At 74.5% G+C, this 20,803-nt stretch carries 19 protein-coding genes and 1 tRNA gene; 7 read left to right on the top strand and 13 right to left on the bottom strand.

Going from position 1 to position 20,803, the window contains the following annotated elements; genetic code table 11:
* Both KPL60_RS11070 and KPL60_RS11065 read right to left on the bottom strand, forming a co-directional pair.
* Entirely contained in the window at positions 1 to 1,011 is a 1,011-nt protein-coding gene (locus KPL60_RS11070) for an alanine racemase (protein ID WP_226356083.1), read from the bottom strand.
* Positions 993 to 2,303, bottom strand: coding sequence for a D-arabinono-1,4-lactone oxidase (locus KPL60_RS11065; protein ID WP_226365744.1), 1,311 nt, complete (start codon positions 2,301 to 2,303; stop codon positions 993 to 995). Before KPL60_RS11065 ends, KPL60_RS11070 begins: the two co-directional genes overlap by 19 nt.
* A gap of 120 nt (positions 2,304 to 2,423) precedes the next feature.
* On the opposite strand from KPL60_RS11065, the gene KPL60_RS11060 reads away from it, so the two are divergent.
* The 3 genes from KPL60_RS11060 to KPL60_RS11050 all read left to right on the top strand — a co-directional run bounded on the left by KPL60_RS11060 (position 2,424) and on the right by KPL60_RS11050 (position 4,572).
* Entirely contained in the window at positions 2,424 to 2,960 is a 537-nt protein-coding gene (locus KPL60_RS11060) for a metal-dependent hydrolase (protein WP_208825985.1), read from the top strand.
* A gap of 69 nt (positions 2,961 to 3,029) precedes the next feature.
* Entirely contained in the window at positions 3,030 to 3,785 is a 756-nt protein-coding gene (locus tag KPL60_RS11055; protein ID WP_226365743.1) for an SDR family oxidoreductase, read from the top strand.
* 85 nt (positions 3,786 to 3,870) lie between these two features.
* Positions 3,871 to 4,572: a TetR/AcrR family transcriptional regulator gene (locus KPL60_RS11050; RefSeq protein WP_226365742.1), complete on the top strand. Its 702-nt coding sequence runs from the start codon at positions 3,871 to 3,873 to the stop codon at positions 4,570 to 4,572.
* A gap of 14 nt (positions 4,573 to 4,586) precedes the next feature.
* On the opposite strand, the gene KPL60_RS11045 is transcribed toward KPL60_RS11050, so the two are convergent.
* Complete coding sequence (locus KPL60_RS11045) at positions 4,587 to 5,456, bottom strand: LLM class flavin-dependent oxidoreductase (RefSeq protein WP_226365741.1); 870 nt, start codon at positions 5,454 to 5,456, stop codon at positions 4,587 to 4,589.
* Positions 5,457 to 5,552: 96 nt separating this feature from the next.
* Between KPL60_RS11045 and KPL60_RS11040 the strand changes: the two genes are divergently transcribed.
* Positions 5,553 to 5,627 (top strand) — tRNA-Ile (locus KPL60_RS11040).
* Positions 5,628 to 5,904: 277 nt separating this feature from the next.
* Here the strand turns inward: KPL60_RS11040 and KPL60_RS11035 are convergent.
* The 8 genes from KPL60_RS11035 to KPL60_RS11000 form a co-directional block, all read right to left on the bottom strand.
* Positions 5,905 to 6,831, bottom strand: a complete 927-nt coding sequence (locus KPL60_RS11035) for a MerR family transcriptional regulator (protein ID WP_226365740.1) — start codon at positions 6,829 to 6,831, stop codon at positions 5,905 to 5,907.
* Positions 6,832 to 6,922: 91 nt separating this feature from the next.
* Complete coding sequence (locus KPL60_RS11030; protein ID WP_226365739.1) at positions 6,923 to 8,677, bottom strand: ABC transporter ATP-binding protein; 1,755 nt, start codon at positions 8,675 to 8,677, stop codon at positions 6,923 to 6,925.
* 32 nt (positions 8,678 to 8,709) lie between these two features.
* The gene (locus KPL60_RS11025; RefSeq protein WP_226365738.1) at positions 8,710 to 9,258 is read right to left on the bottom strand and encodes a DUF2076 family protein; all 549 of its coding nucleotides are present in this window, start codon (positions 9,256 to 9,258) and stop codon (positions 8,710 to 8,712) included.
* Between the two features lie 105 nt (positions 9,259 to 9,363).
* Positions 9,364 to 10,482, bottom strand: coding sequence for a histidine kinase (locus KPL60_RS11020; protein ID WP_226365737.1), 1,119 nt, complete (start codon positions 10,480 to 10,482; stop codon positions 9,364 to 9,366).
* A complete protein-coding gene (locus tag KPL60_RS11015; RefSeq protein ID WP_226365736.1) occupies positions 10,479 to 11,126 on the bottom strand; it encodes a response regulator transcription factor in 648 nt (215 codons plus the stop codon). The genes KPL60_RS11020 and KPL60_RS11015 overlap by 4 nt, the downstream gene beginning before the upstream one ends.
* 71 nt (positions 11,127 to 11,197) lie before the next feature.
* Complete coding sequence (locus tag KPL60_RS11010; RefSeq protein WP_226365735.1) at positions 11,198 to 12,526, bottom strand: alpha/beta hydrolase family protein; 1,329 nt, start codon at positions 12,524 to 12,526, stop codon at positions 11,198 to 11,200.
* Entirely contained in the window at positions 12,523 to 13,407 is an 885-nt protein-coding gene (locus KPL60_RS11005) for an OB-fold nucleic acid binding domain-containing protein (protein WP_226365734.1), read from the bottom strand. Before KPL60_RS11005 ends, KPL60_RS11010 begins: the two co-directional genes overlap by 4 nt.
* The gene (locus KPL60_RS11000; RefSeq protein ID WP_226365733.1) at positions 13,335 to 15,377 is read right to left on the bottom strand and encodes a phosphatidylglycerol lysyltransferase domain-containing protein; all 2,043 of its coding nucleotides are present in this window, start codon (positions 15,375 to 15,377) and stop codon (positions 13,335 to 13,337) included. Before KPL60_RS11000 ends, KPL60_RS11005 begins: the two co-directional genes overlap by 73 nt.
* Positions 15,378 to 15,602: 225 nt before the next feature.
* Here KPL60_RS11000 and KPL60_RS10995 point away from each other — a divergent pair, with 225 nt between their 5' ends.
* A complete protein-coding gene (locus KPL60_RS10995; protein WP_226365732.1) occupies positions 15,603 to 16,913 on the top strand; it encodes a cation:proton antiporter in 1,311 nt (436 codons plus the stop codon).
* Here the strand turns inward: KPL60_RS10995 and KPL60_RS10990 are convergent.
* Complete coding sequence (locus KPL60_RS10990; protein ID WP_226365731.1) at positions 16,905 to 18,134, bottom strand: DUF418 domain-containing protein; 1,230 nt, start codon at positions 18,132 to 18,134, stop codon at positions 16,905 to 16,907. The genes KPL60_RS10995 and KPL60_RS10990 overlap by 9 nt on opposite strands.
* Between KPL60_RS10990 and KPL60_RS35085 the strand changes: the two genes are divergently transcribed.
* Together KPL60_RS35085 and KPL60_RS10980 are read left to right on the top strand one after the other, a co-directional pair.
* Complete coding sequence (locus KPL60_RS35085) at positions 18,133 to 18,528, top strand: helix-turn-helix domain-containing protein (protein ID WP_226365730.1); 396 nt, start codon at positions 18,133 to 18,135, stop codon at positions 18,526 to 18,528. The two genes, KPL60_RS10990 and KPL60_RS35085, sit on opposite strands and share 2 nt — an antisense overlap.
* A 247-nt stretch (positions 18,529 to 18,775) precedes the next feature.
* Entirely contained in the window at positions 18,776 to 19,144 is a 369-nt protein-coding gene (locus tag KPL60_RS10980) for a hypothetical protein (protein WP_226365729.1), read from the top strand.
* Between the two features lie 299 nt (positions 19,145 to 19,443).
* On the opposite strand, the gene KPL60_RS10975 is transcribed toward KPL60_RS10980, so the two are convergent.
* Positions 19,444 to 20,736, bottom strand: a complete 1,293-nt coding sequence (locus KPL60_RS10975) for an SLC13 family permease (protein ID WP_062401750.1) — start codon at positions 20,734 to 20,736, stop codon at positions 19,444 to 19,446.
* Positions 20,737 to 20,803: the final 67 nt, after the last annotated feature.

Raw genomic sequence — 20,803 nt, 5'->3', positions numbered from 1 at the left:
TCACCAGCCGCGCAGGTCGACCGCCCAGGTGTCGACGACCCGGTCGCCCTCCACGACGTGCATCCGCTCGTGGAGGGCGACGGTGGGGTCGACGTGTGCGGGCACGACCCGCACCCGGTCGCCGGTGCGCGGCGGGGCGTCGGCGGCGAACACCAGGTGCTCGTCGGCGCAGAACCACACGTTCCCGCCGGGCACCGCCGGGTTGCCGTGGTCCATGCCGAACGCCTTCAGGCCGGCGTCGGCGACCGCCCAGCCGGGCATGTCCCCGGCCGGGGCGGTCGTCGAGACCACGGTGGACAGCACCGTCAGCGCCTGACGGAACCCCAGCCCGGCGGCGGTGTAGGCGGTGTCCATCAGCGCGTAGGACCCGGCCTGGATCTCGGTGCAGGCGGTGTTCATCGCGTGCGTGCCGGTGCCGCCGCCGGAGACGACCTCGCCGCCGACGTCGGCGTGTGCGGCCAGCAGCCGGTCGGTGCACTCGGTGGTGAGCCGGGCACGTTCGGCCGCGTCGTCGAGCATCTGCAGGTGGCCCTCGTAGCCCATCACGCCGCGCACGACGAGCCCGGCGGCGCGGGCGGCGTCGGCGAGCGCCCCGGCCTTCGCGGGGGCGATCCCGCAGCGGGGCAGGCCGATGTTGACGTCGACCAGCACCTCGCGCACACCGCCGTCGACGGCGGCCCGCAGCGTCTGCTCCGAGTCGATCGCGACGGTGACGCGCGCGCCCGACCCGACGACGGCGCCGAGCCGGCGGGCGTCGAGCACCTCGTTGGCCAGCAGCAGGTCCGCGCCCAGCCCGGCCGCCGCCATGCCCTCCACCTCCCGCACGGTGGCGCAGGTGAACCCGGTGTGGCCGTGGGCGGCCTGCCGCCGGGCCAGCTCGGTCGTCTTGTGTGCCTTGACGTGCGGGCGCAGCCGCGGGCCGGGCAGTAGCGCGGCCATGTCGGCGAGATTCGCCTCCAGCGCGCCGGCGTCGACGAGCAGCGCGGGCGTGGTCAGGTCGTCGACGTGCACGGCACTCCCAGGACCCGGTCGAGGTAGGGGTTGCGGAACCGGCCCGCCGGGTCGAGCCGGTCACGTGCGGCGACGAACGCGTCGAACCGCGGGTAGCGGGGGCGCAGCTGCTCCGCGGTGCGGGTGTGCAGCTTGCCCCAGTGCGGCCGTCCGTCCAGTGCGGACAGCACCGACTCGACGGCCCCGAAGTACACCTCGTGCGGGCGTCCCGAGTGGACGTGCACGGCGAGGTAGGCGGTGTCCCGTCCGTACGCGGTGGACAGCGCGATGTCGTCGCCGCGCAGGATCCGTACCTCGACCGGGAACGCGACGTCGTGGGCGTGCCGCGCGGCGGCGGCCCGCAGCCCGGCGAACGCCTCGGGCAGCGCGGCCCGCGGCACGGCGTACTCCATCTCCAGGAACCGGACACGGCGCGGGCTGCAGAACACCGCGTACGACGGGGCGACGTACTCCCCGGCGGCCATCTGCCCGGCCATGACCCGGTTGAGCCGCGGGACCAGCGGCGGGGCGAGCGCGGCGACGCGCTGGACGAGCCCGAACGCGCCGTTGCCGAGCACCTCGTCACCGACCAGCGCGGCGACCCGGCCGCGCCCGGGCGAACGCCGTTCCGTCCGGTCGTTCGTCTTGAGCACCGCGGTCGTGGTGTGCGGGAACCAGTAGAACTCGACGTGGTCGTGACCGGCGGCGAGGTCGTCGAGGCCGTCGAGGACCTCGGCGAGCGGGCGCGCGGACTCGCGGGCGTGCAGGTGGAACGCGGGCACGGTCGCCAGCGTCACCTCGACCAGGACACCGAGCGCCCCGAGCCCCACCCGCGCCAGGTCGAACAGGTCGGGGTCGGCGGCCGGGCCCAGCTCGTGGAGCTCCCCGAGCCCGTCGACCAGGCGCAGCCCGCGCACCCCGTCGGCGATGCCGCGGTACCCGGCGCCGGTGCCGTGGGTGCCGGTGGAGATCGCGCCGGCGACGGTCTGGGCCTCGATGTCGCCGAGGTTGGGCAGGGCGCGGCCGTGGGCCCACAGCCACCGGTTCAGCGTGTGCAGGGTGACCCCGGCCGGGACGGTGACGAGCTCTCCGTCGAGCCGGATCCCGGCCGGGTCGGCGGGGACGGTGAGGGCGACGCCGTCGGGCACGCCGATGCCGGTGAAGGAGTGGCCGCTGCCGAGCGGGCGGACCCGCAGGTCCCTCCCGGCGGCGTCGCGCACCGCCCGGACGACGTCGTCGGCGTCGCGGGCGTGGACCGTCCTGATCGGACGGGTGCGCTGGTTGCCCGCCCAGTTGCGCCACCGGCCCGTCACGCTGCGAGCCTGCGCGGCCCGGCGGGCACGGTCAAGACCGGCACGCGTGTCGGCGCCCCGGTGTCACGGTGTCGCGCGGTTACCCTCCGCGTCCGTTCGGAAGGGGTTGGGGTCACGATGATGGGGCGTACGCACGCGTTGTCGGGCGCGGTGCTGGGGCTCGCGGTCTGCTCGGCGGTCCCGCCGCCACCGGTGCTGGTGCCGGTGGTCGTGGTGGTGTGCGCGCTGGCGGCCTTCGCGCCCGACCTCGACCACCCGTCGAGCGTCGCCGCGCGGTCGCTGCCACCGGTCACCTGGCTCCTGTGCCGGGCGATCCGGTGGCTGTCCCGGGTGACGACCGGGGTCTCGCACCGCGGCCTGTCGCACTCGCCGGTCTTCGCGGCCGCGGTCGGGCTGCTGGCGTGGTGGGGGACCGGGTTCCTGCTGCCCGGGGAGACGGCGGTCTGGACCGGCGTCGCGGCCGGCGCGGGCTGCTGGGTCGGGGCGATCGGCGACGAGCTGACCTCGAACGGCAACCGGTTCGCGTTCTGGCCGCTGGAGGGGATCCGCTGGCCGCGGGCGCTGCGGTTCCGCACGGGCGGGACGGGGGAGCACGTCGTCGTCGGGCTGCTGGCCGTCACCGGCGTGGCGCTGCTGACCGGGACCTGGGCCTTCTGACACGACCGCGTTCGACATCGCGCTGTATAGCTGATACACCTAGCTACACAGTCGATACAGGAGGTACGCATGAGCGTGCAGTCGTTGCAGGGCCGGACCGTGCTCGTCGCCGCGGGAGGCAAGAACCTCGGCGGGCTGATCAGCCGTCAGGTCGCCGAGGCGGGGGCGAACGTCGCGATCCACTACAACTCCGCGTCCTCGCGCGCCGAGGCCGAGGAGACGCTGAAGGCGGTCGAGGCGGCGGGTCGCGAAGGGGTGCTCCTGCAGGGGGACCTGACCGTCCCGGCACAGGTCGAGCAGCTCTTCGCCGACGCGACGGGGTCGCTCGGACCGATCGACGTCGCCGTCAACGCCGTCGGCAAGGTGCTCCGCAAGCCGATCGTGGACACCACGGAGGCCGAGTACGACGCGATGTTCGACATCAACTCCAAGGCCGCGTACTTCTTCATCAAGGAGGCGGGCCGCAGCCTCGCCGACAACGGCGCGATCATCACCGTCGTCACGTCGCTGCTGGCGGCCTTCACCGACGGCTACTCCACCTACGCCGGCGCGAAGTCCCCGGTCGAGCACTTCACCCGTGCGGCGGCCAAGGAGTTCGCCGACCGCGGCATCTCGGTGAACGGCATCGCGCCCGGCCCGATGGACACGCCGTTCTTCTACCCGCAGGAGACTCCGGAGCGGGTCGAGTTCCACAAGTCGATGGCCATGGGCGGGCGGCTCACCGAGATCGAGGACATCGCGCCGATCGTGCGCTTCCTCGCGACCGAGGGGCACTGGATCACCGGCCAGACGATCTTCGCCAACGGCGGCTACACCACGCGCTGAGGGTGGTCCGGTGGGTGCCGGGGCAGGGCGGCGGCCGGCCCGCGGTCCGCGCCCCGGCCCCGGACGGGCGTCCTACAGTGGGGCCGTGGCAGATCAACCGGCCGAGGTCGGGACCCGGGACCGGCTCCTGCGTGCGGCCGCCGACCTCATCGCGGCGTCGCCGGGGGAGACCGTCCCGCTGCGGGCCATCTGCGACGCCGCCGGTGTCCGCCTCCCCACGCTGTACCACTTCTTCGGCAGCAAGGAGGGCCTGCTCGACGCCGTGGTCGAGCACGGGTTCGAGCAGTACCTGTCCGCGAAGCGGGCCCAGGAGTCCAGCGGGGACCCGATCCAGGACATCCGCGACGGGTGGGACGCCCACGTCGCGTTCGGCATCGCCAACCCGGGCTTCTACGCCCTGATGTACGGGCAGGTCACGCCCGGACGACGGCCGTCCGCCCAGGACGGACCGGCCACCGCCCTGCTCGGCCTGACCCGGGAGGCCGACCGCCGGGGCCGGCTCACCGTGAGCCCGGAACGCGCCGCGGCCCACGTCCTCGCCGCCAACGTCGGCGTCACCCTGCGGCAGATCATCACCGCGCGCCCGGACCCCGGGCTGTCGGCCGACGTGCGCGAGGCCACCCTCGCCGCGATCACCGGTGGGCATGCGGAGCGCGCACCCGGCGGGTCGGGGGTCGGAGACGCCGCGGCGGCCCTGCTCGCGCTGCCCGACGACAACGACGTCCTCGGGGCGCCGGAGACGGTCCTGCTCAAGAAGTGGCTGGCCGAGCTCGCGCGACGGGGGTGAGCAGTCGTCACGACCTACCGGTGCGGCCGCACCACCGGCCGCGGCCGCATCGCGGGCGTGGGCTCGTCGGTGTCGACCTCCTCGACGACCGTGGGCCCGTGCGCCGGCCCCGCCACCCCGAGGAACGGCCGCACGAAGCGCGCGGTCCGCTCCATCACCTCGTCGTGCACGTCGGCGCGCACCGTCGACGGCTGGGCCTGCACGATGATCTCGCCCGCCCACGGCAGGGCGCGGTCGGCCAGCAGGTCGTCGATGATCCGCCCGGTCGAGTGGCCCGCAGGCAGCGGCCGGGACAACGCGACGCGCGGCACCCCGCGGGCGTAGGTCCAGTACCGGGCCAGCTCGGACACGACGTCGCCGTCCGACGACGGCGGCCTGCCCGACAGCACCCCCACCCCGCGGGCCGCGGCGGCGTCCACGGACGACGGCGTCGCGGTCGCCCACCACACCCGCTGCGCGGCGAGCGCGGGCGGCAGCATCTCCAGCAGCACGTCGAGCGCGGCGACGGTGTCGCGGTGCCGGTCGTCGTGGTGACGCCCGAAACGTCGCGCGGCGTCGGGGTCGGCGCCCGCGCCGATGCCGAGCTCCAGCCGGCCGCCGGAGAGCGCGTCGAGCACCGTGGCGTCCTCGGCGAGGCGGCGCGGGTCCTCCAGCGGCAGCGCGACCACCGCCGTCCCCAGCCGGATCAGCCGGGTCCGTTCCGCGACGGCTGCCAGCAGCACCAACGGCGACGGCAGCCGGCCGCCGAGATGCCCGTCGTGGTGCTGGGCCACCCAGAACGAGTCGTACCCGAGTTCCTCGGCACGTTCGGCCAACCGGATCGTCTCGCGGTAGGCCCGTGACGGATCGTCACCGGTGACGTGCGTGAGGTAACCGAGCCGCATGGCGTCGCAGCCTAGGCCGGATCCCCTCCGGTCCCGTCGGAGGACCGGGGTGATGCGGGTGCGAGGTGTCCCGGCTCCGGTACCCTCCGGCTCGCCGCGGCGGTAGCTCAATTGGTCAGAGCAGCGGACTCATAACCCGTCAGGTTGCCGGTTCGAGCCCGGCCCGCCGCACAGAGGTGCAGCTCAGAGCGTTGCTCCCGCGCGGTCGTGGATGCGGCGGTCGGGCCACCGATCACCTGTCGCTCGGTGAAGTCGAGGTGGAGGAACTCTCCGGCCGGTGAGGATGAAGACCGCGCCGCCGGCGCACCGTGACGTGACCTTCCACCCCGTCGGTGCAGCTGTGCACGACATCGTGACAAGACGTCCGCGCCACCGCGCTACGTGTCCGACCCGTTCCGCCCCTGACCGAGCCGGTGCTGTTCCTCCCCGCGCCGTGGCGTACTCGCTGCTACTCCGGCTGACCGGAGCGCAACTCGGGGCCGGGGTTCGTCGGTGTGGTCGGCATCGCCACGTCCGAGGCTCCTCGTGGTGGATGGCCGGTCTGGTGATGGGCGAGGAGTCGTGCCGTCAGTTCGATACAGCGCGTCCGGGCGGGAGACAAGTCGTAGGGCATCCGGCTGCCCGCGTCGACGACACTCATCCGGGCCTCCCCGGCGTCGGTCGGACCGTCGGCATGGCTGTCGAACAGACGCTCCTCGGTCGCGGCCAGCCCGTCCGCCTCGATGGCCTCTATCAGGGCTGTGTGGTGCGCATGATGCTCGGCGGCGAGCTCGTCGACACGTGGGTCGTGGGGGTCGACGCCGTCGTCGAGGCCGGCGTCGGCCGCGTCGAGACGGTCCGCCTCGGCCCGCAGCTCGGGGTGGGTGGCCAACGCGATGAACGTGCTGGCCTGAACAGCGGCTCCCAACGGGCCGAACATCCGTTCCGTGACCAGCAGTGCGTCCAGGTCGGACGGGCGCAGCGCCCCCGCGGGCAGATGGCCGAGCCGATCGGTCACGAGCGGGGAGAGCAGGCCCAGCGGACTGCCCACCGCCTTCAGGCGCTGGACCGCCGCGCGCTGTCGTGTGATGTCGGCCTCCTCCGCGGCCAGCGTGTCCGCCAGCCTTTCCAGGGTCTCGTCGATGTCCTGGGACCCGTCGAAGGCGGACCGCATGGCGTGCAGGCCGATTCCGGCCTCCGCCATCTTCCGGATCCACAACAGCCGGATCATGTCCTCGTAGCCGTAGCCGTAGCGGCGGCGGCCGTCCGCGCCTCGTTCGGGCTCCGGCAGCAGACCGATCTGGTGGTAGTGGCGGACCGCGCGCGGGGTGGTACCGGCGAACGCGGCCGCGCCACCGATCGTGACCTGACCGGGAGACATCACTGGATGCGGCATGACGGAGCGAACCCCTTCTCTCGATGTTCCCCGAGAACACCACATGCCGTTACGTCAGGTGCAACCTCGTCCGAGCCGGCCGGGCACCGACTCAGGACGGTGGGGGAACCGTCCCGAGCACGTCGCGCCTGGGCGCGGTGGACTGTGCGGCCGCGAGCGACCGGTAGAGCTCGTCGGTCGTGACCAGCTCCTCGTGTGTCCCCACGGCCCGGACCCGGTCGGCGTCGAGCACCACGATGGCGTCGGCGTCGCGGACGGTCCGCAGCCGGTGGGCGACCACGATGACGGTGCTGCCGGTCGACCGTCCGGCGAGCACCTCGTGCAGTGCCTCCTCCGTGGTGCTGTCGAGGTGCGCGGTCGCCTCGTCGAGCAGGAGCAGGCCCGGACGACGCAGCAGCGCCCGGGCGATCGTGACCCGCTGACGCTCGCCGCCGGACAGGGTGACCCCGCGCGCTCCGACCGGGGTGTCGAAACCCTGGGGCAGCCGGTCGACCAGCTTCGTGAGCCGGGTGAGCCGGAGGACCTCGGCGAGCTCGTCGTCCGTCGCCTGCGGGGCGCCGAGCAGCAGGTTCTCGCGCAGTGTCCCGTCGAGGACGGGCGAGTCCTGCTCGACGAGCCCGATCCGCTCGCGCAGCGCGGAGCGGAGGATCGTCGCCAGGTCGGTGCCGTCCAGGCGGACGGTCCCCCCGGTCGGCTCGAGGAAGCGCAGCAGCAGGGCGAGCACCGTCGACTTGCCCGCCCCCGACGCTCCCACGAGCGCGACACGGGACCCGGCGGGCACGGTGAACCGCACCCCGCGCAGGACCTCGGGCCGTCCCGGGTGGGCGAAGCGGACGTCGTCGAACACCACCTCGGGGGCGGCGGGGGCGAGCGCGGGACGAGCCGGGGCCGCCTGGGGATCGACGCCGTCCTCGACCGGGAGGGTCTCCACCTCGGCGAGCCGGCGTGCGGCCCCGAGCCCCTGCTGCACCGAACCGACGGCCGTGGTCAGCTCGGTCAGCGGGTTCGCCAGGTAGAACAGGTACAGCAGGAACGCGACGAGCGTCGCGACCGTCATCGACCCGGTCGCGACCAGGCCCCCACCGACGGCGAGCACGACCAGGAACGACACCTGCAGTGCCAGCTCCGCGCCGGCCAGCATCACCGCCTCCCACCGCGCCTGCACGACTCCGGCGCGGAAGGCCCGCCCGGAGGCGGCGTCGATGACCGCCTGCTCACGCTGCTCGGCGCCGTGCGCCTTCACGGTGCGGGCCGCGCCCAGCGCCCGGTCCAGGCTCGACCCGACGGCGCCGACGGCGGTCTGCGCGTCCTCCGAGGCCCGTCGGATGCGGGGCAGCACGAGCGCGGCCGGAGCCCCGACGACGACCAGGACGACCACGGTGACCAGGAACAGCCGCACGTCGAGCACGGCCATCAGCACCAGCGCTCCGACGATGCCGACGGCACCGTTGACCAGGTGCACCGGTGCGGTCGTGGCGGCGTGGCGGACCAGCCCGGTGTCCGAGGTGGCCCGGGTGACCAGGTCGCCGGGGGACCGGGCGTCCAGCACCGGGATCCGCAGCCGCACCAGGTGTGCGGCGAGCTCCCGGCGGATCCGGAGCACCATGTGCTCGCCGGTCCGGTCCAGCAGGTAGGCATCGACCCCCTGGGCGATCGCGCTGCCGACGACGAGCAGGCTCAGCAGCAGGACCGGGGTGAGCAGCGCCCCACCCCGGCCGAGGGCGTCGATGACCGCCTGCGCGGCGAGGGGCTGGGCCAGTCCGGCGGCGCTGCCGAGCAACGCCAGCAGCAGGCAGGTGGCCAGCAGCGGGCGGTGCTCGGAGGCGTGGCGGAGCAGGTAACGCATGGTGCGGTGTCTTCCTCGTGGGGGGCGGTGGGTCACCAGCCCCAGTCGTCGTCCTCGGTCGCTCCCGACTCGGCCGGGGCGGCGGACTGGTCGTGGGTCGTGGGGGGCTCGGAGAGCATCGAGCTGACGCCGGTCGCCAGCAGGGCGCCGCCGGCGACGCCGGCGGCGACCCCGGCAGCGGTCCTCATGAAGCTCCCGCCCCCACCGGCGGGAGCCGCCGGCTGCGGTGCGGCCGCGGCACCCGGGTGGTTCGCCCAGGCCTGCGGGGCGGGCTGCTGGGCGCCCCACGGCTGCGGCGGGGCCGGCTGCTCGGTGCGGCGGCCGAACAGGCCCGACATGAAACCGCCGCGCTCACCGCCGGTCGGGGCCTGCTGCGCCTCGAGCTCGGCGACGCGCGCCTGTGCGGCGGCCAGCGCCTGTTCCTGGACCAGGACGGCCTGGGTGAGGACGTAGACGGCGGAGCGCGGGTCGCCGAAGGAACGGTCGATGAGTGCGGCGGCCTCAGGGTCCCGCTCGCCCGTGGAAGCGGCGCGGACCCGGTCGGCGAGATCGGTGATCAACTGGCGGTCGGTGGCGTCCATGGGGACCATTCCACCGTCGGCGGGTCGTCCCCGGCACCGGTCGGTACGGCGGGCGCGGGCCCCGGTCGGGTGCGCCCGACCCGCCGGTCGGCGGGGGCGGGACGATCAGGGACGGCGCGGCGCGGGCAGGCGCAGGACGAGGCGGAAACCGCCGTCGTCGGGGCCGGCGTCGAACTCGCCACCGGCCAGCTCGGCACGCTCCCGCAACCCGATCAGTCCCTGGCGGGAGCCGGGGAGGCCGAGCGGCCGCTCGGTCGGCCGGTCGTTGTGCACGGTCACCTCGACCCGGCCGGCCTCGCGGAGGATCCGCACCACGACCCGGGAGCCCGGTGCGTGCTTGCGGACGTTGGTCAGGCCCTCCTGCACGGTGCGGTAGACCGCACGCTGGGCGTGCTGGTCGAGATCGATCTCCGGGTCCCGCTCCAGGGTCGCGTCGACCCCGGACGCGGCCACCAGCGCCTCCAGCCCGTCGAGTCCGGGCTGTGGCTGCAGCGGCTGCCGGTCCCCGCCCGGGGTGCGCAGCACCGCGACCATGTGCCGCAGCTCCTCCAGGGTGGACACGGCGAGCCCGCGGACGGTGCGTGCCGCGTCGCGAGCGCCTTCGTCGGCCGCCCCGACCTGCAGTGCCCCCGCCTGGACCGCGATCAGGCTGACCTGGTGGGACACCACGTCGTGCATCTCGCGGGCCAGCCGGTTCCGTTCCCGTTCCAGGGTCTGCTGCTCGCGCAGTTCCTGCTCCACGTCGTAGGAGTCGGCCAGCTCGCGCAGCCGGTCGCGCAACGACGCCTGCGCCTGGACGAGCTGACCGAGGGCGGCAGGGCCGGCGCCGGACAGGATGCCGTAGACGAGGTCCAGCAGGGTCTGGCGGTCGGCGAGCAGCTCCGGTTGCACCGGCACCTTGATCGCCGAGCCGACCGCCGTCACGACCGCGGCCGTGATGACCACCGTGCGGTCCGGCGAGCGGCGGGCCAGGGTGTAGAGCGCCACCAGGGTGGCGATCAGGGCGTAGGACGTCACGAGCGCCGGTACCGTCAGCAGGAACCCGACGCCGGGGTGGCGGCGTCGCAGCAGCAGGCCGAGCATCGCGACCCCGGCGAAGACCCAGGGCCACACACCATCGGCGTCGGTGACCTCCAGCAACGAGTCCAGGGCGGCCGCGGCGAGCAGCGCGACCTCGACGACCACCGCCCACAGGGTGTCCCGGCGGGAGCGGGCGGAGGTCACGAGCCGTCCCGCCCCAGCCCGGCGAGCTGGGCGACGAGCGCCGCCCGGACCCGGCTGGCGACGCCCAGCTTGCCCAGGACGGTGCTGACGTGGTCCTTCACCGTGCTCGGGGACAGGTAGAGCTCGCGGCCGATCTCGGCGTTCGACAGCCCCTCCGAGACCAGGGCGAGCACGTCGCGTTCGCGGTCGGTGAGTGCCGCGATCTCCCGCTCGGCGGCCCGCCGGTCCGCGGACAGGCGTCCACCGATCATCGGGCGGGCCGCGCCGGGGGACAGGACGACGGCGCCCGCGGCGAGCGCCCGCACCGACTGGACGAGCTGGTCGGGGTCGGTGTCCTTGAGCAGGAACCCCGATGCGCCCGCGGTCAGCGTGGCCTCGATGTACTCGTCGGTGTCGAAGGTGGTGAGCATGGCCACCACGGGTGGGGAACCACCGGAGAGGACACGGTCGAGGACGGTGAGGCCGTCGACCTCGGGCATGCGGATGTCGAGCAGGACGACGTCGGGCCGGGCCAGCGCGATCTCCCGCTCGGCGTCGGCGCCGGTCGCGGTGGCGACCACCCGGATGTCGTCGGCGGCCTGGAGGAGCATCGTGAATCCCGACCGCACCAGGGCCTCGTCGTCCACCACGACCACGCGGATCATCGTTGCGCTCCGTTCGTCATCGGTCGGCCCCATCGTGCTGGACCCCGCGGTGGGTCCGTGCAGGAGGTCGCTCATCGCGGGGCCGTGGGCAGCAGGCCGGTGCGGGCGGCGAGGTCGGGCAGCGTGAGCTGCAGGGCGGCGGTCGCCACGGCCCAGGAGTGCCCACCGGGGAGCACCAGGTGGCGGACCTGCATCCCCGATGACCGGGCGAGGTCGACGAGCCGGGCGGCCCGCCCGACGTCGTCGCCCTCCGCGGACCCGACGACGACGGTGCCGGACACGCCGTCGTAGCGGCGGGTGCGCAGCAGGTCGGCCGGGTTGACCGCGCGGAACCGGGCGTCGTCGCCGCCGAACAGCGCCCGCACCGTCTCGGCGCGGGTCCCCAGTGACGGTTCGTCCTGCCCACCCACGTCGAGTAACGCCGGGTAGACCTCGGGGGCGCGCACGGCGAGCTGCAGGGCGCAGGTACCGCCGTAGGAGAACCCGCCGATGGTCCAGTGCCGTGGATCGGGGTCCACGTCGAAGCGGGCGCGGATCCAGTCGGGGACGTCGCGACGCAGGTAGGTCTCGACGGCGCCGCGCGGGGAGTCGACGCAGAGCGGGTTGGCGAACGTGCCCCCGGTCGCATCCGGGACGACGACGACCGGGGCGAGCCCATGGTGCGACGCGGCGAACACGTCGAGCACCGCGGCGAGCCGCCCGGCGGTCAACCAGTCCCGGGGGCCCCCGGGCTGGCCTGCGATCAGGACGAGGACGGGCAATCGCGGCGCACCGGCGACGAGTGCCGCGGGGGGCAGATAGACGACGGCCGGTCGTGCGGCGAAGCCCGACACCGGCGCGGGCACCCGGAGATCGAGTACCGCGCCCCGGGCAGGGAGGTCGGGCGGTGGGACCCACCTGACCGGGGCGACGGCGGTACCGGTGCGGTGCGGGACGCGCGCAGGGTCGAGGGCGTTCGGGTCGGCCAGGCCCAGAAGTGGGCGTGGGGTCGGGTAGTAGCCGTAGATCGCGTTGACCTTGACGCCACTGGTCGCCAGGACCAGCAGCACCGCCGGGACGACGAACAGGCGGGTCATGCGGCGGCCCCGCCGGGCGGCGACCGCGCCGGCGAGCACCGCCGCGAGTGCGACACCCGACCAGACGAACAGACGGGCCGGGAGCACGTCCGGCGTCGGACGCCAGAGCACGTTCAGCACGACGGCGGCCACCGCCGGAACGAGGGCCGCCCCGGCGACGACGAGCGCGGCCGGGCGGTGCCATCGCCGGCCGCGTGGCCACGCGAGGAACACCGCGGCGACGACGCCCGCGACCGAGATCGCCAGCGGCAGCGCGCCGTCGACCAGCGGGAGGTCGAGCACCGACCGCACGGGCAGCGGTGGCGGCATCGGGTAGACGGTCACCGACCGCTCCCGCCGACGGCGTCCCGGTCGGTGACGGTCCGGTCGGCGGCGTCGGGGGTGGTGGCGGTGACGGTGACCCCCGGCTCGGACGGCGTGGCGTCGGCGACCCGTGGGCCGGGCAGCGTGGCCCCGGCGAGCGCGCCCAGCTCGGCCCGCAGCGTCGCGAAGGGCAGCACACCCCGTTCGAACGCGGCACTCACCGGGCCCGGGCCCAGGACCCGGGTCACGAACTCTGCGTCGGTGCGCCCGGACGCGCCTTCCGCGACGTCCCGGCCGTCGACGACGACGCGCCAGGCGTCGGCCGTCCCCGCGGACCCAGGGCACGGCCGGGCGAGCGGCACGGCAGTGCCCGGGAGGTCCTGCTCGACCGTGGCGGTCCGTCCCGGCGTGGGATCGGCCGGCCGGCCGGCGAGGACAGTCCTCAGGATCTCCCGGACGGTGGTCGCGTCGGCCGGGGCCGCACGCAGGTGCAGGACCGTGCCCGGCGCGGACCGGTCGAGATGGAACACGCGCTCGGGTGCGCCGTCGGGTCCCGGGCCGGGCGCACCCGGCAGCGCCGGGTGCGCCGGCGGCAGGGGGACCTCGCAGAATCCGGCCGCGAGCAGTGTGCGTTCGGCGGCGTCGGCGAGCGGATCGGGCCGGGACGGACGGGTGGGTGCGGCCAGTACCTGCCAGTCGTGCAGCAGCACCGACAGCTCCCCGGACCGTGAGGTGACGATCTCGCCCTCCACCAGGACCACGTCGTCGGTCTCGACGCCGTCCTTCCACCGCGCGAGCTCCTCGGGACCACTGGTGGCGGCCTCGACGATCACCTGGATCCGGGCGGGGCCGGACCGCAGGGTGGCGAAGGCCAGCGCGCCGAACGTCCGCTGTGCGCGCACCCTGCCCACGACGGTCGTCCGCTCGCCGGTGCGCACGTCGCGGTCCAGCCCGGCGAACCGGCGCCGCAGCTCCGCGACGTCGTCGACCGGATGGGCCGGGCGATGGAGGGGGCGAGGGCGAGGGACCGGGCGCGCTCCGAGGATTCCCCGCCGGCGGCACTGCGGTCGCGCGCGGCCTGCACCCGGACCCGGAACCGGTCGTCGCGGGGGCGGGCCGCGGCGCGCCTGCCGACACCGCTCGGACGGAGGAAGCCCTCGGCGGCACCGGCGGCGAGCACCGCGCGTACGGAGCCACCGGACCAGCAGAGCAGACGGGGTACCCAGTCGGGCTCGAAGGTGCGGCTGAAGCGGTACAGCGACTCGATCTGCACGAACGACGACACCGCGCGCAGCACTGCGCGCCGGGCACGCAGCCCGGGGCCGGCACCCAGCCGCGCTCCGGACTCGAGCGTCTCCCGGAACATCACGAAGTTCAGCGATGCCCGGCGCACCCCCAGAGTGGGGGCCACAGCGGCCACCGTGCCGATCATGAACTCGGTCAGCCCCGCCGGGGCGTGCGGGGACCGGCGCATGACGTCGAGCGAGAGCCCGTCGGAGCCCCACGGCGCAAAGGTCAGCAACCCGCAGGCCTCGCCGTCCGGGCCGAACGCCTCGACCAGCAGGACGTCGGGATCCGACGGATCGGCCACCCGCCCCGAGGCCATCGAGAAACCGCGTTCGATCGCGCTGTCGCGCCACCGCTCGGCGCGTCGGTCGATCGCGCCGAGCTCGGCGGCGGGTACGTCATGGACCCGCCGGACCGTCACCCGGAAGCCCTCCCCGTCCAGCCGCCGGACCGCGCGACGGACACGGCCCTCACGCCCGCCTGTGCGCACGAGCCGGGCGAGGTCCACGACGGCCTCGTCGCCGATCCGGCGCACCCGCAGACCGTGCCGGCCGTACACCGCGGCCCCGCGCTCACCTGCAGCGAGGACCACGGGCTGCCATCCGAACCGGTGCGCCTCGGCCAACCACGCGGACACCGCTGCGGGCCAGTCGTCCACCGGCCCGACCGGGTCGCCCGCCGCGACCGACGCGCCCGCCACGACGCGGTACGCCACGGCGGCGCGTCCACCCGGCGCGAACACGACGCGCTTGTCCCGGCGGGTGGCGAACCAGGCGAGCGAGTCCGGCTCGCCGTGTGCGGCGACGAGCTCACGCACGCGCAGCTCGTCCTCCGCGGTCGTGACGCCGTGCGCCCGTCCGCCGCGGAGCAAGAGCGCGAGCGCACCCAGCAGCACCGCACCGCCGACGATGTCGAGTGTCGGGCCGAGCCAGGCACCGGCCGGGCTGCTCGTGACCAGCTCGAAGGTGCCCCCGGTCAACCGGTCGAGCACCCAGAGCAGGCGCACCCCGGCCGCGGCAGGCGCGTCGGCGACCGCCGGCGCCACCAGCCACCCCAGCGCGACCGCGCCACCGAGCCCGGTGGTCAGGACGGCGGCCGCCTGCCGGTGGGCCCCCGGGGCGACGTGGGCGGCGAACTCGCCCCGTCGCAGGACGAGCAGCGCAGCCCAGACGGTCGGGGCCACCATGCCGAGCGCGTCGGCCGACTCGGTGAGGACCAGGATCAGCTGTCCGACCGTGGAGAGGGCCAGAAGCACGACCAGTGCCAGCCACGCGGCCCGCTTGCCCGCGCGCAGGGCCGCGGCCAGCAGCGCGAGGGCGAGACCGACCACGACGCTCGGCCCCGTGGGGATCCCCACGAACCAGAACCCCCGGTCCAGGACCGGGCCGGCTGCGGCGAAGGCCGCGGTCAGCTCCACCAGACAGGCCACCGCGGCCAGCGCGAGCACGGCGGCGGACAGGGTCCGCACGGGGGTGCGACGAGGGCGGTCGTCGCCCGTCACGGGCGTGCGTACCGTCGTCCCGGCCCGGTCGGTGCCGTCGTGCACCGGTGTCCCGGTCGTCTGCAGTGCGAGCTCGGTCCGCATGTCCGCCCCCTGTCGTCCTGCCCAGGCTGCTCCCGCCGGGCGCCTGGCGGGACCACCCGGGAGCGGTGCCGGGAGGGCCGTCAGGACGCCGTCGACCCGCCGGTCGGCGGGGGTGGACGTCCGGCTCGTCACGTCGGCGCAACGGCGGCCGCGACGGTCGCTACCGTCGGACCCGGCGATCACGCCGTCCGCCCCGCCCGCCCGAGCCGAGGAAGCTGTTCTCCGATGATCCCCACCCTGCTGGCTGCGGCGACGGCCGCCGTCCTCGCCGCGCTGGCCGCCCGACGGCTGGAGCGCTGGAACATCGGCATGCCGTTCGTCATGGTGGTGGCGGGTGGGCTCGTCGGTCTGACGGTGACGAGCTCGGTGGGCGCGATCCTGAACACCACCGGTGCGCAGCGGGCCGCGGAGCTGATCCTGGCCGTCCTGCTGTTCGTCGACGCCACCGAGGTCCGGGGCGGCAGGCTGTGGGGGAGCGCGCCGGGCCTGGCCGCCCGCATGCTGCTGGTGGCGATGCCCCTGAGCATCGCGGCCGCCCTCGCGGTCGGCGGCTTCCTGTTCCCGGCCCTGGCCTTCCCGGTCCTGCTGGTGCTGGCCTGTGTGGTCATGCCGATCGACTTCGCCTCCAGCGAGCGGGTCGTGCGCGACCGGAGGCTGCCGTCGCGGATGCGCAGCATGCTCAACGTGGAGGGCGGCTACAACGACGGGATCGTGTCCCCGCTGTTCCTGTTCGCGCTCGCCCTGGCGGGCGGTGCGGCTGCCGGCGGTCACGGCCCGACCCACGCCCTGTCCACCGCCGTCCCGCACGCGCTGATCGCGATCGCGGTGGGCTTCGTCCTCGGCACGCTGCTGGGGGCGGCCCTCGACCGGGCCTCGCATCTCGGCTGGACCGACAGCCGGAGCCGGCGGATCGTCGTGCTGCTCGCCCCGGTCGCCACCTACTCGGCGGCGGTCGCCCTGAGCGGCAACGGGTTCGTCGCCGCGTTCGTCTGCGGCATCTCGTTCCGCTACGTGCACCGCGCCCTGGTCGCCCGTCGGCTGCGATCCGGCGTCGAGGCCGAGCACACCGCGGGCAGCGCCTCGGCGGCGCTGTCCCGCGACTTCACCCTCCTCGAGGACATGACCTCGATGCTGACGGCGGCGATGTGGTTCGTCGTCGGCATCGCCGGGGTGTACTTCCTGTCCGGGGTGGACGTGCCCATCCTGGTGTTCTGCGTGCTCGCGCTGACGGTGCTGCGGGTCGGTCCGGTGCTGCTCGCACTGGTGGGAACCGAACTCAGCGGCCGTGAGCGGCTCCTGGCCGGCCTGCTCGGACCCCGCGGGACGACCACCATCGTGTTCGGGCTGCTGGCGTTCAACGGCCTGCCCGACGGCGACCCGGCCGACACGATCATCGTCAGCACGGTCCTGTGCGTGGTCGGGAGCGTGCTGCTGCACGGGTTCGGGTCCGGCCCGGCGATCGACCGGCTCACCGCGTCCGGGTCCGCGCGCCGCCGGGCTCGGGCCCGACCGGCGGCCGCGGCCCCGTCACCGTGACCGTCGGCCGGGTTCCTTCTCGTCCCGACGGCCGAGCCTCGCGGCGGGCGCCGTCGCGACGTGCAGCAACTGCTCCAGCGGGCCCCGCCGGAAGAACCTGCTCCAGACCAGCGCGAACGCGATCGCCCCGCCGACGAACATCGGGAGGACGTGCGCGGGCTCGCCCGGACCGGCGCTCAGACCCAGCGCTCCGATCGCGACCACGTGCAGGGTGTACACGGTCAACCCCATCGTGCCGACCGCCGCGACCGGACGCCAGACCCGGGGCCACCGCTCGGTGGCGGCCAGCAGCAACACGACGAGGGTGATGGCGACACCCGTCGAACCGAGGACCTCGAAGGTGGTCCCGGTGTGCTCGGTGGAGCCGAGCAGGCGCAGCGGAGTGTCGGTCTCGACCACTCCGGAGGCACGCCACTGCCCCGACATACCCGGTCCCGAGGGGACAGCGGGCTCGGGTCCGTCCATCGCGGCGTCCGCCGGGCCCCCGGCCGTCAGCTCGGTGATGCCGAGCCACCGGGTCAGGAACCAGGAGCCGCCGTATCCGGCGACGGCTGCCACCGCACCGATCACACCGGTACGGAGACGAGTGCGGGTCCCGGTCAGGTCGACGCGTCCGAGCGCCATCCCCGCGAGAAGGAACGGCATCCAGGTCAGGACGGGGTAACCACCGGTCAGGAAGAGCCGGACCAGCCCCTCCCCGCCGATCACCTCGACCGGGTCGTGGGTGGTCAGGACGTCGAGCCGGTCACCGACCGCACGCCGCACGACGAAGGAGAGGACCGGACCGGCCACGGCGGCCACGGCGGCCGCCGCGGCGAGCGCCGGGGCCCGCAGCCGGGTGAACGGCAGTGCGAGGAGGAAGAACACCCCGTAGTAGGCGAGGATCACGGTGACCGAGGTGCCCGTCATCGTCATCGCGGTCCCGAACACGAACAGCACCGCGCCACGGATCGCGATCCGGCCCGCGGCCCGACTCCACGCCCCACCGGTCAGCGGCCGGGTACGTCCCGACATGATCGCCAGCGACAGCCCGGCCAGCACCGCGAAGAGAGCGGACGCCCGGCCGGAGGCGAGCTCGGTCACCAGTCCGCCGACACCGCTCGAGGAGTCCGGGCCCACATGTGCGGCGAACATCCCGAAGACGGCCAGCCCTCGGGCGACGTCGATACCGACGAGGCGGGCGGTGCCGGGTTCGTTCCGGGTGGAGCATACGACGGTCATGATCCACACGGTCGTCGTCGACATCCGACGCCCGCATCGGAGGACAAGCGGGTCCGACCCCGCCGATCGGGCGGTGCGCGTGTTCGGAGGACGCCATCCGGTGGCCCCTCACCCTTCACATCCGGGCCCCGGCCGCCGCGCCACGGCGGTGCCCCGCCACCTCCGTCGAGGTGGCGGGGCATCGCTCACAGCCGCGGGTCCCGGCTCAGGGCCGCGATGGAGGATGCGGCTCGAGGCCTGTGCCCGGGAGGTGGTCGGCAGCGCCGGGACCCTGACCGCCATCGCGGCGAACTGGGGTTTCAGCGATCTCTCCCACCTGAACCGGGTCTTCCGATCCGAGTTCGGGTGTCGACCGTCGGAGTACCGGGCGGTGCACGGTCGATCCACCTCGTGAACGAACCGACGCCCACGCTCGACACGGCTCCGAGCAGCGTCCCGGTGAGTGCGAGGACGCGTGCACCGGGCATGTGTGGGGAGCCGTCGTCCGGGTAGGCACACGACCACGGGTTGAGGAGACAGCTCGCCGTCCGCCTGCGCGCACCGTGCGCCCGGACCCGCGCTGGGGGCCGATCATGCACACTCGTGGTCCTTCGACCGCCGACGGTCACCACCCACCCCCGCCGCCCGCCGGGCGTCCGTCGGTGGACCGGCCGGTCGACGGCACGACCGTGATCCGTGCCTCGGGTCGTCTCGACGCGGCAGGTGGTGCCCGGTTGCTGCGCCTCCTCGACGCGCAGATCGAGATGGCCCGCGGCGGCCACCGACGGCTCGACGCCGTCGTCGTCGACATCTCGGCGGTGGACACGATCGGCCGAGGTGGGCCCGAGGCGCTCGCGCACGCCCAGTACGCCTGTTCCCGCCGTCGGATCGACTTCGTGATGGGCGGGGCCGTCGATCTGTGGTCCCTGTCTCCCGCCGCGCGACGGCGGCTGGGTGCACTCACCTGGTATCCGACCGTCGATCTGGCCGTCGCCTCCATCGGGGGAGGGTCCGCTGACCACCACGGCTGATGGCGGTGCCGGGACGAGTGCCTCTCCCGAATCGGAGGGTCCGTCCGGATCCGGACCGGCCGACCCGATCGCCCCCGCCGTCCGCGAGGTGATGGCAGAGATCGACATCGACCGGTACCACGCCTTCCCCGAGCCCCTCACCGCCGACCTCGGCGGACCGACCCGGGCCCCCGACCCGGGACGGCCGTGTGCCGGCACCCGCGGGGTGCGGGCACCGGCACACGGAGGTCGGTCGGGGACGCCCCGGTCGCGTGGGTGGGGTCCCGTCCCGACGTCGTCGGGGCTCCTGACCGGCGGGGTCAGAACGCCCCGGGCAGGACCAGGACCGCCCACGCGGCGAGCGGGCCGAGGGCCACGATCCCGCAGGTGTAGGTGATGACCTGGCGGTAGAAGCGGGTGCGGTCGACACCCCGGGCGTTGGCCAGCACCAGGGCACCGTTGGTGGAGAACGGCGACACGTCGACGATCGTGGTCGAGATGGCCATCGCCGCGATCACGCCCGCCGCGGGCAGCGAACCGGTCAGCAGCAGCGGGATCGCCATCGGGATCACCGCGGTCAGGATCGCCGTCGAGGACGCGAAAGCGGAGGTGATGCCGACGACCAGGCACAGGACCAGGGCCACCAGCAGCGGGGCGCCCAGGTGCACGGCGCCCTCGGACACCCACTCGATGGTGCCCGCGTGCTCCAGGACGCCGACGTAGGTGACCATGCCCGCAACCAGCAGGATCGTCGGCCAGCTGATGCCGTCGATCGCCTTGCCGAGGTTGTCGCGGTCCATCAGGGCCAGGACGGCACCGGCGGCCAGGGCCAGGAAGCCGATCTGCAGGTGGAAGGCCAGGGCGCCGACGACGAGGCCGACCAGCGCGACGAGCGTGGCGCGCTGCTGCCAGGTCACGACGCGGGGCTGCGTGCGGACCATCGTCGCCACACCGCCGCCCCCGGTCGGCAGCTCGTCGTCGTCGGCGGTTTCGGGCCGCTCGACGAAGCTCTCCTCGCCACGACGGCGCAGCAGCAGGTAGGTGATGCCGCCGAGCAGGGCGTTGAACGCGAGGCTGGCGAAGAACAGCACGGCCTGGGACACGGCGAGGCCGGAGTCCGCGACGATCCCGAAGACCAGCGCCCCGGAGACGGCCATCGGGGAGAACGCCCCGGCGTGCGCGCCGCAGATGACCATCATGCCGATCATCAGCGGGCTGATGCGGTACCTGAACGCGAAGTTCATGCCGACCGGGACGAGCAGCGCGACGGCGGCCGGGGTGAAGGTGCCGAGCGCGGTGAGCACCGCGGCGACGGCGAACAGCACCCAGGGCACCAGGATCGCGCGGCCCCGCACCAGGCGGATCCCGGCGTCGACGAGCAGATCGATGGTGCCGTTCAGCTTCGCCACGGAGAACAGGTACGTGACGCCGACGACGGTGATGAACAGCGAGACCGGGAAGCCCTCGAAGATCTCCTTCTCGTCGAGGCCGAGGGCGAACGTCCCGACCACGAACGAGGCGACGAAGGCGAGGATCCCGATGTTGATCGGCAGCATCGTCGCGACGACGAACATGCCGGCCAGAACCAGGACGGAGAGGAGTTGGGGTGACATCGTTGTCCTTCGTGACTCGGAGCGGTCCGGGGGTGGGCGGGATCCGGCCGGTGGTGCCGGTCCCGGG

The sequence above is a fragment of the Pseudonocardia sp. ICBG162 genome (assembly GCF_020496225.1).
Taxonomy (GTDB): Bacteria; Actinomycetota; Actinomycetes; order Mycobacteriales; family Pseudonocardiaceae; genus Pseudonocardia; species Pseudonocardia alni.
Note: the sequence above shows the minus strand (reverse complement) of the source record. Positions and strands in the feature narration are given on the sequence as shown.